Annotated in this window: 19 protein-coding genes; 11 read left to right on the top strand and 8 right to left on the bottom strand. The window is 49.1% G+C overall.

All coding sequences use genetic code 11. The annotated features are described in order from the left end of the window. Nucleotides 1-345: 345 nt before the first annotated feature. From OTK50_RS06860 to OTK50_RS06840, 5 genes are all read left to right on the top strand, one after another. A complete protein-coding gene (locus tag OTK50_RS06860) occupies nucleotides 346-1,305 on the top strand; it encodes an MBL fold metallo-hydrolase (RefSeq protein WP_130570832.1) in 960 nt (319 codons plus the stop codon). A gap of 5 nt (nucleotides 1,306-1,310) precedes the next feature. Then, entirely contained in the window at nucleotides 1,311-2,087 is a 777-nt protein-coding gene (locus OTK50_RS06855) for an SDR family NAD(P)-dependent oxidoreductase (protein WP_017418085.1), read from the top strand. Nucleotides 2,088-2,103: 16 nt separating this feature from the next. Beyond that, nucleotides 2,104-3,453, top strand: a complete 1,350-nt coding sequence (gene dsdA, locus OTK50_RS06850) for a D-serine ammonia-lyase (protein ID WP_266121845.1) — start codon at nucleotides 2,104-2,106, stop codon at nucleotides 3,451-3,453. 75 nt (nucleotides 3,454-3,528) lie between these two features. After that, nucleotides 3,529-4,488, top strand: coding sequence for a type I pantothenate kinase (gene coaA / locus OTK50_RS06845; RefSeq protein WP_003153290.1), 960 nt, complete (start codon nucleotides 3,529-3,531; stop codon nucleotides 4,486-4,488). Nucleotides 4,489-4,512: 24 nt separating this feature from the next. After that, nucleotides 4,513-4,902 carry a VOC family protein gene (locus tag OTK50_RS06840; protein ID WP_029326115.1) on the top strand — a complete coding sequence of 130 codons (390 nt, stop codon included), beginning with the start codon at nucleotides 4,513-4,515 and terminating at the stop codon, nucleotides 4,900-4,902. Between the two features lies 1 nt (nucleotide 4,903). On the opposite strand, the gene OTK50_RS06835 is transcribed toward OTK50_RS06840, so the two are convergent. The 5 genes from OTK50_RS06835 to OTK50_RS06815 form a co-directional block, all read right to left on the bottom strand. Next, a complete protein-coding gene (locus tag OTK50_RS06835) occupies nucleotides 4,904-5,071 on the bottom strand; it encodes a DUF4083 family protein (protein WP_007612383.1) in 168 nt (55 codons plus the stop codon). 91 nt (nucleotides 5,072-5,162) lie between these two features. Further along, nucleotides 5,163-6,233 carry an AI-2E family transporter gene (locus tag OTK50_RS06830; protein ID WP_239033979.1) on the bottom strand — a complete coding sequence of 357 codons (1,071 nt, stop codon included), beginning with the start codon at nucleotides 6,231-6,233 and terminating at the stop codon, nucleotides 5,163-5,165. A gap of 72 nt (nucleotides 6,234-6,305) precedes the next feature. Continuing rightward, nucleotides 6,306-6,512 carry a YqzH family protein gene (locus OTK50_RS06825; protein WP_003153294.1) on the bottom strand — a complete coding sequence of 69 codons (207 nt, stop codon included), beginning with the start codon at nucleotides 6,510-6,512 and terminating at the stop codon, nucleotides 6,306-6,308. 100 nt (nucleotides 6,513-6,612) lie between these two features. Further along, nucleotides 6,613-6,957 carry a YolD-like family protein gene (locus OTK50_RS06820; protein ID WP_101669875.1) on the bottom strand — a complete coding sequence of 115 codons (345 nt, stop codon included), beginning with the start codon at nucleotides 6,955-6,957 and terminating at the stop codon, nucleotides 6,613-6,615. A gap of 15 nt (nucleotides 6,958-6,972) precedes the next feature. Then, the gene (locus OTK50_RS06815) at nucleotides 6,973-8,199 is read right to left on the bottom strand and encodes a DNA polymerase IV (protein ID WP_239033980.1); all 1,227 of its coding nucleotides are present in this window, start codon (nucleotides 8,197-8,199) and stop codon (nucleotides 6,973-6,975) included. A gap of 215 nt (nucleotides 8,200-8,414) precedes the next feature. Between OTK50_RS06815 and OTK50_RS06810 the strand changes: the two genes are divergently transcribed. The 5 genes from OTK50_RS06810 (at nucleotide 8,415) to OTK50_RS06790 (ending at nucleotide 10,855) form a co-directional block, all read left to right on the top strand. Next, nucleotides 8,415-8,885, top strand: coding sequence for a GNAT family N-acetyltransferase (locus OTK50_RS06810; protein WP_003153297.1), 471 nt, complete (start codon nucleotides 8,415-8,417; stop codon nucleotides 8,883-8,885). A gap of 12 nt (nucleotides 8,886-8,897) precedes the next feature. Further along, nucleotides 8,898-9,242 (top strand): antibiotic biosynthesis monooxygenase family protein, encoded by a 345-nt coding sequence (locus OTK50_RS06805; protein ID WP_007409393.1) that lies wholly within the window; start codon nucleotides 8,898-8,900, stop codon nucleotides 9,240-9,242. After that, complete coding sequence (locus OTK50_RS06800) at nucleotides 9,239-10,207, top strand: GNAT family N-acetyltransferase (protein WP_224223648.1); 969 nt, start codon at nucleotides 9,239-9,241, stop codon at nucleotides 10,205-10,207. The genes OTK50_RS06805 and OTK50_RS06800 overlap by 4 nt, the downstream gene beginning before the upstream one ends. A gap of 71 nt (nucleotides 10,208-10,278) precedes the next feature. Continuing rightward, nucleotides 10,279-10,641, top strand: coding sequence for an iron-sulfur cluster biosynthesis family protein (locus OTK50_RS06795; protein WP_014305346.1), 363 nt, complete (start codon nucleotides 10,279-10,281; stop codon nucleotides 10,639-10,641). Continuing rightward, nucleotides 10,616-10,855: a DUF2552 family protein gene (locus tag OTK50_RS06790; protein WP_003153307.1), complete on the top strand. Its 240-nt coding sequence runs from the start codon at nucleotides 10,616-10,618 to the stop codon at nucleotides 10,853-10,855. The genes OTK50_RS06795 and OTK50_RS06790 overlap by 26 nt, the downstream gene beginning before the upstream one ends. Before the next feature lie 39 nt (nucleotides 10,856-10,894). Here OTK50_RS06790 and OTK50_RS06785 read toward each other — a convergent pair whose 3' ends face one another. Continuing rightward, nucleotides 10,895-11,809: an alpha/beta hydrolase gene (locus tag OTK50_RS06785; protein WP_224223647.1), complete on the bottom strand. Its 915-nt coding sequence runs from the start codon at nucleotides 11,807-11,809 to the stop codon at nucleotides 10,895-10,897. Nucleotides 11,810-11,931: 122 nt separating this feature from the next. Between OTK50_RS06785 and OTK50_RS06780 the strand changes: the two genes are divergently transcribed. Beyond that, entirely contained in the window at nucleotides 11,932-12,156 is a 225-nt protein-coding gene (locus OTK50_RS06780) for a YqkE family protein (RefSeq protein ID WP_007409396.1), read from the top strand. A gap of 32 nt (nucleotides 12,157-12,188) precedes the next feature. Here OTK50_RS06780 and OTK50_RS06775 read toward each other — a convergent pair whose 3' ends face one another. Next, nucleotides 12,189-13,109, bottom strand: a complete 921-nt coding sequence (locus tag OTK50_RS06775; protein ID WP_156734839.1) for an aldo/keto reductase — start codon at nucleotides 13,107-13,109, stop codon at nucleotides 12,189-12,191. 62 nt (nucleotides 13,110-13,171) lie between these two features. After that, on the bottom strand, nucleotides 13,172-13,294 hold the full coding sequence (gene mciZ / locus OTK50_RS06770; protein ID WP_003153315.1) for a Z-ring formation inhibitor MciZ: 123 nt from the start codon (nucleotides 13,292-13,294) through the stop codon (nucleotides 13,172-13,174). Between the last annotated feature and the right edge of the window lie 59 nt (nucleotides 13,295-13,353).

Raw genomic sequence — 13,353 nt, 5'->3', positions numbered from 1 at the left:
CGAAAAGGTTTCGCGGTACCACCTTACATTAGCACGAATCAGCCGTGCTCAGCTCAAATCCCGTAACGAGGGGATACGTTTAGGTTTTCCTAACCGCTCTGAGGGCAGGTTCTGTAAACAAGAGGGCCGCAATGTCTTTCAGCCGGGGACATTGCTCTCTGCTGCCGTTGTTTATATACTAGTTCCTCGTCATCGCGTTCCGTGTTTTCTAGTTTGTTGTTCATTATGCTATGCGCAAGAGCGGGATGTCAATCTTTTTTTCCGATATGCGGCAATAATGACACAGTGAAAAGAAAACGCTAAAATATGATTATTCAGGAATGAAAAGAACGAAGGAGCGTAAACATGGCAGCGAGAAAGATCATTCCGATACGTGTGCCGACTCCGTTTGCAGTCGGCGACGTTATCGTTTATTTAGTAAAAGATGAAGCCTTAACCCTTATTGATTGCGGCCCGAATACAAAGGAAGCGGCTGAATCGCTCTCATTGCAGCTTAAGGAACACGGGGTTTCTGCGGCGGATATAGAACAGGTGGTGCTCACTCATCATCACGCAGATCATTCAGGTCTGCTGCACCTTTTTCCTGAGGATACGGAAGTGATCGGGCATCCGCTGAATGACAGATACATTACTCAGGATCAGTCGTATATCGCCCGGCAGGAGGACTTTTTTCTATCGCTTATGACTGAAATGGACGTTCCCCTGACGCCTGAAGACATACATAAAACAGTTAAGCTGTCATACTTATTTTCTGCAAACCGTCCGTTAACGAAAACAGTGAGGGAAGGCGGAAAAATCGACGGGCTTAACGGCTGGACGGTGCTCGAAATCCCGGGTCATGCCGCTTCTCACATTGCGCTCTACCATGAAAAAAGCGGTGAAATGTTCAGCGGCGATCTGCTTTTGTCCAACAGCTCCACCAATCCGATTCTGGAAGCTCCGGAAAAGGGGAGCGTGCGCGCGGCCCCGATGCTCGACTACTTGAACTCAATGAAGCGGCTGTATGACGTAAACCCGTCCTTTTTATATCCGGGACACGGCGATCTGCTGACAGACGTAAAGCCTGCTTTTGACAGGCGGCTTGAAAAACAGAGAAACCGGTCGGAATATGTGCTGCGCCTGTTGTCAGAGGAAACGCTGACGGCTTTCCAGGTATGCCGGCGGCTGTTTCCGGCTGTGTATGAAAATGAATTGTTTTTAACGATGTCAGAAACGATCGGCCATCTTGACGTGCTGGCCGCCGAAGGGAAGGTTGTATCCTTTCAGTCGGGGAACACTCTGAAGTTTAAAGCTGTGAAGGGGTGAAGGAAATGGGCAGATTAACGGATAAGCGGATTTGGATCACCGGAGCATCCGGCGGACTCGGAGAACGGCTTGCATATTCCTGCGCGGCAGAAGGGGCTCATGTTTTTTTATCCGCCAGGCGGGAGGACCGCTTGCAGGAAGTGAAAAAGACGATTACCGCGCGCGGCGGACAGTGTGATGTCATCCCGTTTGACGTCCGGCATGCAGAAGAGGCTGAAAACGTAAGGCGTTTGATCGGTCATGTAGACGTATTAATCAACAACGCCGGCTTCGGCATTTTTGAAACGGCCGCTGATTCATCTTTGGATGATATGAAGGCAATGTTTGAAGTCAACGTCTTCGGATTAATCGCCTGTACGAAGGCCTGTCTTCCTGTGATGCTTCATGCGAAAAGCGGCCATATTATCAATATCGCCTCACAGGCCGGCAAATTGGCGACGCCGAAATCAAGCCTTTATTCCGCAACGAAGCACGCCGTGTTAGGGTATTCCAACGCGCTGCGGCTTGAGCTGGCCGGTACGGGTGTAGCCGTGACAACGGTTAATCCCGGTCCGATCAAAACAGACTTCTTTACAATTGCAGATAAAGAGGGCGGTTATGTGAAAAGCGTCGGCAGATGGATGCTTGATGCCGACCATGTGGCAGAGCGCATTACATCCGTGATTCTGACGGATAAACGGGAAATGAATCTTCCGCGATGGATGAGCCTCGGGACGAAGCTGTATCAGCTTTTCCCATCGTTTACAGAAAAACTGGCCGGCCGCGCATTAAAGAAAAAGTAACAAGGGGGAAAAAGGAATGTCCGATCGGGATATACACAAGGCATTGATGGCAGAGCCTTTAGTCGGGCAAATGGCGGAGGCGCGTGAGGTATTTTGGATCAATCCGCATAAAACCGATGATCCAGTAAAGCATGGCGCTGAATGGAAAAAGGAGATTGCCGAAGCGGAAGAAAGGCTGCGCCGGTTTGCGCCTTATATCGCGTCGGCTTTTCCGGAGACGGGAGCGGAGGGAGGCCTCATTGAATCTCCGCTTGTCTTGATTAATGAAATGAAGAAGCATCTGGAACACAGCGCCGCTCAGGCTTTCCCCGGGCGTTTGCTTTTGAAATGCGACGACGAACTTCCGATTTCCGGTTCTATTAAAGCGCGCGGCGGGATTTATGAAGTGCTGAAGCATGCCGAAGACCTCGCGGTAAAAGCGGGAATGCTCTCAGCAGACGACGATTACAGCATATTGACTGAAGAACGGTTTACCGCTTTTTTCTCAAAATACTCTATAGCTGTCGGCTCTACGGGCAATTTAGGTCTGAGTATCGGCATAATCGGCGCGAAGCTCGGCTTTTGTGTGACCGTTCATATGTCCAGTGACGCAAAGCAGTGGAAAAAGGAGCTGCTCCGGGAAAAGGGGGTTCGCGTCATCGAATATGAAGCAGACTACAGTCTGGCTGTCAAAGAGGGGCGCATGCAGGCGAAGCAGGACCCTTATTGTTATTTTATTGATGATGAGCATTCCCGGGATCTGTTTTTGGGGTATGCCGTTGCGGGAAGCCGTGTGAAAAAGCAGCTCGATCAAATGAACATAAAGCCTGATGCAGATGAACCGCTTTTCGTTTATTTGCCGTGCGGGGTCGGAGGAGGCCCGGGCGGCGTCGCGCTTGCGCTAAAGCTGATCTATGGCGAGCATGTCCATATTTTTTTCGGTGAGCCGACGCATTCACCGTGTATGCTGTTAGGACTGTTTTCCGGCTTGCATGACGGAATCAGCGTGCAGGATATCGGTCTTGATAATCAAACGGCCGCCGACGGACTCGCGGTGGGAAGGCCGTCCGGACTGGCCGGCCCTCTGATGGAACCTATACTCAGCGGCTGTTATACCGCCGATGACGGCACGCTTTTTTCGCTGCTTTATCAATTAAGGGCGGCCGAGAATAAGAGCCTTGAACCCTCTGCACTCGCCGGACTGGCCGGAGCCGTCAAGGTCGTTCAGACCGAAGCCGGAAACCGTTATATAAAAGAACGGGGGCTTGAGATGGAAAATGCCGTGCACCTTGTGTGGAGCACCGGCGGAAGCATGGTTCCGGAGGAGGAAATGGAAGAGTACAGCCGGATCGGTTCCTCATTTTTGAAAAAAATGGGCAGACAGTGAAGCGGTTTTCCGTTACAATCTTTGTAAGCGTTTGTTTTTTTATCGGAAAGCCATACAGAGAGATTGGTGTGAATTGTGAAAAGTAAAGAATTGAACTTACATACATTGTATACGCAGCATAGCCGCGAGTCGTGGGCCGGATTCGGCGGCCATCTTTCCATTGCCGTTTCAGAGGAAGAAGCCAAGGCCGTAGAAGGGCTGAATGACTACCTGTCGGTGGAAGAAGTAGAAACGATTTACATTCCGCTTGTGCGCCTGCTCCATCTTCATGTCACGTCTGCCGCAAGACGGAATCAGCATGTCAATGTGTTTCTGAAGCATCCGCATTCAGCGAAAATCCCGTTTATCATCGGAATCGCGGGCAGCGTCGCCGTCGGCAAAAGCACGACGGCGAGAATTTTGCAAAAGCTTCTTTCCCGTCTGCCGGACAGGCCGAAGGTGAGCCTGGTGACAACCGACGGTTTTTTGTATCCGACAGCGGAATTAAAAAGGAAAAACCTTCTGTCCAGAAAGGGATTCCCGGAAAGCTACGACGTGAAAGCGCTGCTTGAATTTCTGAACGATATAAAGTCAGGGAAAGAGAGAGTGGAGGCGCCCGTATATTCCCATCTTACCTATGACAGGGAAGAGGGCGCCGTCGAGGTTGTCGAAGGTGCGGATATCGTTATTATCGAAGGAATCAATGTCCTGCAGTCGCCGACCTTAGAGGACGACAGGGAAGATCCGCGGATTTTTGTATCCGATTTCTTTGATTTTTCGATCTATGTGGATGCCGAAGAAAGCCGGATTTTCACGTGGTATTTGGAGCGTTTCCGCCTCTTAAGAGAAACCGCTTTTCAGGATCCGGCTTCTTATTTTCATAAATTTAAGGATTTGTCTGATGCAGAAGCGGATACCATGGCCGCCTCCATTTGGGAGAGCGTCAACCGGCCGAATCTGTATGAAAATATCCTGCCGACAAAATTCAGATCGGATTTGATTTTGAGAAAAGGTGACGGTCATAAAGTTGAAGAGGTGCTGGTAAGGCGGGTGTGATGTGAGGAGGAAGCGAATATTATGATGCATCATATTGAATTGTATGTATCTGACTTGAAAGCCTCCGCCCGGTTTTGGGGATGGTTTTTAGGTGAGCTCGGTTATAGGGAATTTCAAAATTGGGACTCCGGCATCAGCTGGAAAAACGCAGGATTTTATGTTGTGCTTGTACAGACAGAGGAGCGTTTTTTAACACCGGAGTACCACAGATGCCGGGTCGGGCTGAACCATCTGGCTTTTCATGCTGCATCAAGAGAGCAGGTTGACGAGATGACAGAAAAGCTGCTTGCCAGAGGATGCCCCGTGCTTTACAGGGACCGCCATCCATATGCAGGCGGAAGCACGCATTACGCCGTATACACGGAGGATCCGGATCGGATAAAAGTGGAGCTCGTTGCTTCTGCTTCTGAATGAACTATAACTTTTCGTTTTTTTCTTCGCGCAGCGCGTCGAGTTTCTTTTCGATTCTGTCCAATTGTATGCGGCGCTGCTTCAAGCTTCTGAATACGTATATCACGGCAAACAGGAAAACCGCGGCTGCAATAAATGAAATCAATTGAAAAATGACATCACCGATGTTCATCTTTTTTACCTCCGTGTGCGGCGGGCTTCTTCAGCCCGCCGTTTTTTCATTTTGACCGATGTGAAGACATGGGGGATGAATCATTTCTCTCCTAGCCCTGTTTTTTTCTGAGAATGAATAGTTTCTGCATGTGGCTTATGACCACTTTTGCGGCCGCATATCCCGGAATGGCCAGCAGCATCCCGGCAATTCCTGAGAATTTGCCGGCGGCAAGCAGAAGAAAAATAATGGTCAGCGGGTGAATGTCCAGCTTCCGTCCCATAATTTGCGGGGAAATCAGCTGGCTTTCAAGCTGCTGGACAATGACGACGACCGTAATCACCAGCACCGCCTCGGTCGGTGAATCGAACAATCCGACAATGACTCCGGGAAATGTGCCGATCCAAGGCCCGATAAACGGAATCAGGTTTGTCACCATGGCGAACGCGCCCAGAACGAGCGGATAATCGAGCCCGATTATAAAATAGCCGATTGTGACGAGAACGCCGACACAAAAACTGACGAGCAGCTGTCCTTGTATGTATGAACTGAGAGCTTCATCCATGTCCTGAAGGATTTGTTTTCCTTCTTTTTGATGTTTTTCCGGAAGAAGCCGCAGCAGTCGCCGGGGGGCTTTGTTTCCTTCTTTTAACATGTAATACAGCGCAAACGGAATAATGGCGGTGGTGATGGCGGCATTGGCAGCCGTACCGGCCAGGCTGCTGAGAGAATCAGCGATTGAACCGGAATAATTTGCGGCTTTGTCCGCTAATTTTTTAAAGGAATCCCCATGCTGAAGCCGGGAAAACCATTTGCTGTCCTGAAGATGCCCGATCCAATTTTCAGCTTTTGCGGAAAGCTCCGGAATATGATCTGTGAAGGCTGTAAACTGTTTTTGAACGGCAGGGCCCGCCGTATAAAGGAAGAGGACAAAAAGGCCGGCTGTTCCCGCATAAATCGTTAAAATCGCGATTCCTTCGGGCAGCTTTAATTTCGCATGCAGCAGTCTGACGAGCGGGCGGCACAAATAGTAAAGGACGCCCGATAATACAATAGGCGGAAACAAGGTTTTAACCGTAATCACAACAGGCTGGAACAAAAAGTCTATTAATGTTCCGAGATAAATGATGAGAAATAACAGAAGAACGGCATAGCCGATCCTGAAATAAGGCCCGATAGGCATATCCTGCACCACGCAATCTTTAGGGTTTACTCTCGGACGTTTCCCTTATCGCCCGGTGCATAAACGTCCGTGTCAGGAAAACTGCCCCTGATTGGTGACGTAATCGTAGATAATATCTTCTACATGGGCATGAAGATCCTCATCGGGTTCTTCATTCCTTCTTTCTTCTAAAGCTTTTTTTAAACTCTGTTTTTCATAGGGGCTCAGCGGATCTGTCGACACATTCCGTCCATACTGGCGGAGGGCTTGTCCCAGCATTTTTTCTATAAATTGATCCATCATATATTCTCCTATTCTTGTCATTCATCTTTATTCTACTAAATATCATGTGATCCTCCCACTCTTCTATCATATTTTCTGTCAGGCCGGGGTAGGATTTTTATTCCGATTCAGCTGAGAGAATACGATGAAACGGCAGCGTTAACACATCTTCATCGTTTATGATTTTTAAACGTTTTTCGTCATGCCTCACTTGTTTTACCCATCCCCAAAAGCGGCGGGGGCCGTGTGCTGAAGCATAGGTGACCGAGATGGCCCTGTCTTCTTCAATCGACGCCGCAATGATGCGGTTCATGTCGTTCAGTTGCTCTTCGCTCAGTTCCGGAGGCCGGAATTCCCGTTCTTTTCGTTTTTTTGCAAGCAGCTGCTCCCGATGTTCGGGCAGCATCATCCGGCTTGATTCCCACATGACATTATACCCGGGTGTTAATTTGTTCGGATTCATGTATATCACCTCAAATTATTTGTAGTGCCCGCCGATTTTTTCAGCCCGGTGAAAGGCTTGGCCGGCCTCTGTCAGTGAAGCGGCATGGAGGAGCGACGCAGGGCCGTACCGCTCATGAATATCATCCAATACTTTGCCGAGACTGATCTTTTTTTCCTGGGCATCGAACAGGCTCAGCTGAACATAATCACAAGGCTCCAGCTGGGAAAGGGAGACGCCGGCGCTGCGGACGGGCTCACCGTTCCAATGCTCTTTGAAGAGCTTGACCGCCGCTTTAAAAATATCCATTCCGAAATTAGTCGGAGAGATCAGCTTTCTCTGTCTGTGAAAACCTGAAGGGAATTCAAAATCAGCGCCTCTGATGCTGACCGAAACCGTATGGCCGATGTATTGTTTGAAACGGGCGCGGCGGGCCACTTCTTCGCTTAACTCCAGCAGCACGACTTTAATATCCTCAAAGCGGCTGTAGTCTCTCGGGAGGGTCATGTTATGGCCGATCGCTTTTTGCCGGCTGTGCGTGTTGACGGTGACCGGAGAGGGATCGATGCCGCGGGCTGTCCGCTGAAGCAATTCGCCGTTAATGCCCCAGCGTTTTTTCAGCAATTCGGCGGGGTGCCCGGCAAGCCCGCCGATTGTGCTGATGCCCATCCGTCTTAAATGATGCTCCATCCGTTTTCCGATGCCGAATAATTTTCCGACCGGCAGCGGCCACAGATCCTGCCTGATATTTGACATATCCAATCTGTGGATGCCGGATGCGTTTTTTTTGGCAAAATGGTCGCAAGCCATTTTCGCGAGCGCCTTATTCGGCCCGATGCCGACACGGGCATAAATTCCGAATTCACGCATAATCGCTTGCTGAATGCTTTCGGCAATTGTAAAAGGATCACCGAACAGCCGCCTGCTTCCGGTCACGTCGAGAAACTGCTCATCGATGGAGTAGGGTTCTACAAGATCGGTATACCGTTCAAACAGTTCGGTAATCATGACGGATACATCAATATACCGCTGCATCCGCGGACGGACAATAACGGCGTCGGGACATTTGGCCTGCGCTTCCCACAGCCGTTCGGCATTTTTTACGCCGTATCGTTTGGCGAGCGGACAAGCCGCAAGCACGACGCCGCTGCGTCTTTCGGGATCTCCCGAGACAATCACGGGCCGGCTTTTGAGATGAGGCGCTTCCGCTTTTTCCACAGACGCATAAAACGATTGCATATCAACGAGAAGAATATCAGCCATAAAAAAACCTCCGGGAACGTTTGTTCTGTTTTTCATTGTACCCGAACAATGATCACGTTTATACTGGTAAATCATTCCCCGGCTGGAAGACGTGCTGATTCGTTTGCTTGAAAAGAAATCATTTACAATTGCAAACAACCCACATATAATTTTTTATATTCCAATGAGAAGAGCTGACATTCATTTTGCCGGACGAAAAGGAGAGTCAATCGATAATGGATATTCGAACAATTACCTCTGAAGACTATGAAATGGTTACGTCTGTTTTGAATGAATGGTGGGGCGGCAGGCAGATGAAAGACAAACTGCCGCGCTTGTTTTTTGAACATTTTCAGGACACAAGCTTTATCACGTACGGGCCGGAGGGGATGACCGGTTTTTTAATCGGTTTTCAGTCACAATCAGACCCTGAGACAGCCTACATTCATTTTTCGGGTGTGCATCCGGATTTCAGAAAAATGCAAATTGGAAAACAGCTCTACGACCGATTTATGGAGACGGTGAAGAAAAGGGGCTGCACAAAAGTCAATTGCGTGACGGCGCCTGTCAATAAAGTATCAATCGCTTATCATACAAAATTAGGCTTTGAAGTTGAAAAAGGAACCAAAACCGTAAACGGAATCCCTGTTTTTGCGAATTATGACGGTCCGGGAGAAGACCGGATTCTGTTTGTGAAATATATGTAGAGGGGGATGAATATGGGTTTTTTAGCTGACACGCCCAAACCGCCCTATTATGCGGTCATTTTTTCATCAATAAAGGGAAAATATGATGAGGAATATGAACATACGGCAGAGCGCATGATGAATTTGGCAGGCGGACAGCCGGGCTTTTTAGGCGCGGAAAGCGTCCGGGAGGAAAACGGCTGCGGCATCACGGTTTCCTACTGGGACAGCCTGGAGGCGATTAAAAGGTGGAAAGATCATACTGACCACCAGGCGGCAAAACAAAAAGGAAAAAGCGCCTGGTATGAAGCGTACGCGGTCCGCATTACGAAGACGGAGTCACAGCGGATGTTTGCGTCAAAAGGGGCGGAAGATTGATTACATTTTTACAGCATACACAAGAACAGACCGCGCGGGAAATTGCGGCGGTTCAGCGCTGCTCTTATCAAAAAGAAGCCGAGCTGATCGGCTTTTTCGGCATTCCCGCCCTGCATGAAACACCCGATGATATACAGCGGTCACGGGAGACGTTTGCCGGTTTCAAGGAAAAAGATCAGCTTGCAGGCGTCATTTCGTATGAAAAAAAGGGATATGACCTTGTCATATGCAGGCTGACAGTGCACCCGTCCGGCTTTCGGAAAGGAATCGGACGGGCGCTTATTCAATTTGTGATAGATCAAAACCGGGACGCCCAAAAAATAGAGGCGGCTACCGCCAGCCAAAACGTTCCGGCAGTCTCTCTCTATTTAAAAACCGGGTTCACAGAAGCCGGACAGATAGAGACGCCGGAAGGGCTGACCCTCTCGTTTTTTCATCTTTATCCGAAGAGGAAAGCGGAAGTTGTTCCGTACAAGCCGGAATGGAAAGAAATGTTTGAAAGAGAGAAGACGGACTTGATCCGAATCTTCGGCCCAGCACTTCATTCTGTCAGCCACATCGGCAGCACCTCCATCCCGCAGATGGCCGCCAAACCCGTCATCGATATACTGGCGGAGGTCAAAGATATTTCGGACGCTGACCGATTCAGTCCGCAGCTGGAAGCACTGGGCTATGAGGCGAAAGGGGAAAACGGGATAGAGGGCCGGCGTTTCTTTCAAAAAGGCGGCAGCAAGCGCACACACCACGTCCACATATACGAAACAGGCCATCCGGACGTGAAGCGTCATCTGCTGTTCCGGGATTACCTCACCGCAAAGCCTGAAAAAGCGGCTCAATACATGGAACTTAAACGGCACCTCGCTGAGACATACCCATACGATATGGCAAAGTATAGTGAAGGGAAAAATGACTGGATCAAGGCGGCTGAACAAGAGGCAAAGGACTGGGAGAGCGGGCTGCTGTAAAGAAAGCAGAAACAATGCATACAGCGGCTCGGTATGCTACAATGGCGAAAATGAAAAACGGAGGATCATCTATGCAAATACATGTGACGGATGCGGCGAAACACACACTTCAGCAGGCGATGGACGCCAACCCGGGGAAAAAAGCGCAGCTCCGCTATGACGCAGAAGGCTGCGGGTGCGCGGTGAGCGGTGTGCCGACCATCTGGCTGGCGGACGAATTAACGGGACAATGCGAAGCCATTGAAACCAACGGACTTCCGCTTTACATCCAGACCTCACAAAAAGTGTTTTTTGACGAGGAAATGACAATCGATTACAATGAAAAGGCAAAAACGCTCGTCTTAAAAAGCCCGGCAGAGATGCTGAGCCCGAGAATGAGCATATTAGTAAAGCAGGGAGAAACGGAAAGTGAATCAAAAGCTGAAAGCCATTAAACAGACGGCACAGCATAAAACGTGGGTATCCTTTCTGAACAACAACCACCCGTACAGTCTGCTGCACTGGTCCATCGGAGGCGCTGAATCCGTTCAGAAGGATGTCTGGCTGCTTCAGGATGAGATGACCTTCAAAGCGCAGGAGTTTACGACAATCGACCTCGCCATTGACTGGATCGGAGAAAATATGGACGGGATTACCGACGTTTTATGACGGGAAAGCGAAAGAACCAGCATACGTTCTTTCGCTTTTTTACGTTTGCGTCATGGTATCTAAAAAGGTTTGAACGGCTTTACGGTAGCTCTCCGGATTTTTGGTGTACGACATGGCATGCCCGCCCGATTCGGCCAGATAGAGCATCTTAGGGCCGCGTTTTCTGCGGTGCAACAATTCGGAAGAAGCGGAAGGTATATAATCATCTTCCTTACTGTGAATAAACAGCACGGGCTGCCGGATTCGGCTGATAACCGATAGAGGCGATACATCACGGATACGGTATCCTTCTCTCATCCGCAAAAAGAAATCAGCCAAAGGCAGAAGCGGCCACGGAGGCAGCCGGAACTCCCGCTTCAGTCTGTAGGCGAGCTGATCGCGAAAGCTTGCGAACGGACAGTCCGCAATATAAAAATCAGCGCCGTTTTCATCCTGATGCCCGCCCGCGTATAATAAGGCCGTCACCGCTCCCATCGATTCGCCGTGTATGCCGATTTGACCGACGTCTCCGGTTTTGTGTCTCACCCAATTCACGGCTTCTTCCAAATCATCTTTTTCAAAATAGCCGTAGCTCGTCGTTCTGCCGCCGCTTTTTCCGTGCCCGCGGTGGTCATATACGAGCACATTCCAGCCTAAATCTAAAAATAAATCCATGTATTTCAATGAATTGAACGAATTTACGGTAACGCCGTGACAAATAATCATGGAGTTTGCCGTATGATGCGGGGCGACGTAAAAGCCTTTGATCTCATACCCGTGGCGTGACAGGATGACGGCCTCTTCTTTTTCCATGGCCTGGAAGGAATCAAATCTGTCATGCCCGTCCGCCGTTTCTTTTTTCATGATTTCTTCATCCGTCTTTTTCTTCATAAACATAATCAGATTCGTAAAAGCGAATCCGGCAGCCAAAAAGACTGCGCAAGCCGAACCGAACACCGCCAGCCATTTTTTCACACAGGTGCCCTCCTTTAATATGAAAAATCCTCCCTCCGGCTTTTCAGGACCGTGAACGTTGCCGGCCTCCGGCGCTCCGTGGTACACTTGCCTCACCATATTCAGATACGGGGGGCGTAATGATGAAAAAGCAGCTGCCTAAAGAAAAACACAGCTTAAAAGACGATCTGGAGGAAGATCTGAAGGCCAGGCTTTTGCAAATGAAAAGTGAGCTGAAGGAAGAAGACGAGAAAAAACAGGCGCAGCAAAAGGCGGAACAAATCAGAAAACGAAAAGAAAAAGAAAAACATAAAAGCTTTGAAGAGCTGCTGAACGAAAGCAGTCTCGATTGGCACAAATATAAATAAACCGGCATCTGAAAAGGTGCCGGTTTTATTGTTTAAGAACGATGGGCTTCGTATACGTCCCGTTTTGTATGGTATTGCAGGGCTTTGATTTCCTGGCTGCTTAAACGCCGGGCCTCTGCAGCCGAACAGTTTTCTCTCAGCTGCTCAAGTGAGCTGGCTCCGGTGATGACAGAAGCGACGGCCGGCTGTGACAGTAAGTATTGAAGGGAAAGCTCCGTCATGCTCAAGTCAGGTGCGGCAGCGCTGATCGCTTTTTTAGTTTCTTCCAGTTCCGCAAAAGAATATGTTAAATAGCCGTTCTCTTTTACGCTTGCGGCTGCTTGATCAAGCGGTTTTTCCGTAAGAAGCCCTTTAGCGACAGGCCCTCTCGCGACGACGCTGATTCCGTTCTCCTCTAAAAGGGGAAGCCACTCCTCGGGACGCCGGTCCAGCAGGCTGTATTGCATCATAACGCTGGTGATATTTGATTTTTTCACATATTCTTTAATGACATTCGGACGAATCGAGGAAATGCCGTAATACCGGATGACGCCTTCCTGTTTTAAGTCCTCAAACGCTTCGATCGTTTCGTCAATATGATCTTCCATCGTGCCGCCATGCAGCTGATAAAGGTCGATATAGTCCGTTTTCAGCCGGCGCAGGCTGTTTTTGACCGCTTCTTTTATGTATCCTTTGGAAGCGTCCCAATGCCAGCCGTCTTTATCATCATTCCAGCGGTTTCCGGCTTTCGTGGCTAAAATGATGTCGTGCCTGCGGTTTTTGACGGCCTCCCCGACAATTTCCTCATTTCTGCCGAAATCATAAAGATCAGCGGTATCTAAATAATTGATTCCAAGCTCGATCGCTTCATCCAAAATAGACAGCGCTTCAGCTTTATCCGTGCCCAGCGACATACAGCCGAGCCCGATTTCGCTTATTTCTAAATCAGAATGTCCCAGTGTGCGTTTTCTCATCGTTTCGCTCCTTTTTATAGTCTTTTATTGACCGTAATATAAAGGCGCGAAGTTTTCAACTGTTAAGGCCCGGTGATCCAATCTCCGACATAGCGGAATGTCCGTCCGTATTCTTTCAGTTTAGCCCGCACTTCCCACGCCTTTCCGACCAATACGATACTTTTATCCTTCCGATACACCTTCAATCGAAAAGCACCTCCTTCTCATGCATGTATGATAAAATATATGAGGCATAATAGAGAGA

The sequence above is a fragment of the Bacillus sp. NEAU-CP5 genome (assembly GCF_026420705.1).
Classification (GTDB): Bacteria; Bacillota; Bacilli; order Bacillales; family Bacillaceae; genus Bacillus; species Bacillus velezensis.
Note: the sequence above shows the minus strand (reverse complement) of the source record. Positions and strands in the feature narration are given on the sequence as shown.

Coding starts and splice junctions, on each gene's coding strand:
- OTK50_RS06805 (WP_007409393.1), top strand. CDS start 8,898: ATGGGTTTTTTAGCTGACACGCCCAAACCGCCCTATTATGCGGTCATT.
- OTK50_RS06795 (WP_014305346.1), top strand. CDS start 10,279: ATGCAAATACATGTGACGGATGCGGCGAAACACACACTTCAGCAGGCG.
- OTK50_RS06855 (WP_017418085.1), top strand. CDS start 1,311: ATGGGCAGATTAACGGATAAGCGGATTTGGATCACCGGAGCATCCGGC.
- OTK50_RS06815 (WP_239033980.1), bottom strand. CDS start 8,199: ATGGCTGATATTCTTCTCGTTGATATGCAATCGTTTTATGCGTCTGTG.
- OTK50_RS06780 (WP_007409396.1), top strand. CDS start 11,932: ATGAAAAAGCAGCTGCCTAAAGAAAAACACAGCTTAAAAGACGATCTG.
- OTK50_RS06820 (WP_101669875.1), bottom strand. CDS start 6,957: ATGAATCCGAACAAATTAACACCCGGGTATAATGTCATGTGGGAATCA.
- dsdA (WP_266121845.1), top strand. CDS start 2,104: ATGTCCGATCGGGATATACACAAGGCATTGATGGCAGAGCCTTTAGTC.
- OTK50_RS06835 (WP_007612383.1), bottom strand. CDS start 5,071: ATGAACATCGGTGATGTCATTTTTCAATTGATTTCATTTATTGCAGCC.
- OTK50_RS06830 (WP_239033979.1), bottom strand. CDS start 6,233: ATGCCTATCGGGCCTTATTTCAGGATCGGCTATGCCGTTCTTCTGTTA.
- OTK50_RS06825 (WP_003153294.1), bottom strand. CDS start 6,512: ATGGATCAATTTATAGAAAAAATGCTGGGACAAGCCCTCCGCCAGTAT.
- OTK50_RS06860 (WP_130570832.1), top strand. CDS start 346: ATGGCAGCGAGAAAGATCATTCCGATACGTGTGCCGACTCCGTTTGCA.
- OTK50_RS06810 (WP_003153297.1), top strand. CDS start 8,415: ATGGATATTCGAACAATTACCTCTGAAGACTATGAAATGGTTACGTCT.
- OTK50_RS06840 (WP_029326115.1), top strand. CDS start 4,513: ATGCATCATATTGAATTGTATGTATCTGACTTGAAAGCCTCCGCCCGG.
- OTK50_RS06775 (WP_156734839.1), bottom strand. CDS start 13,109: ATGAGAAAACGCACACTGGGACATTCTGATTTAGAAATAAGCGAAATC.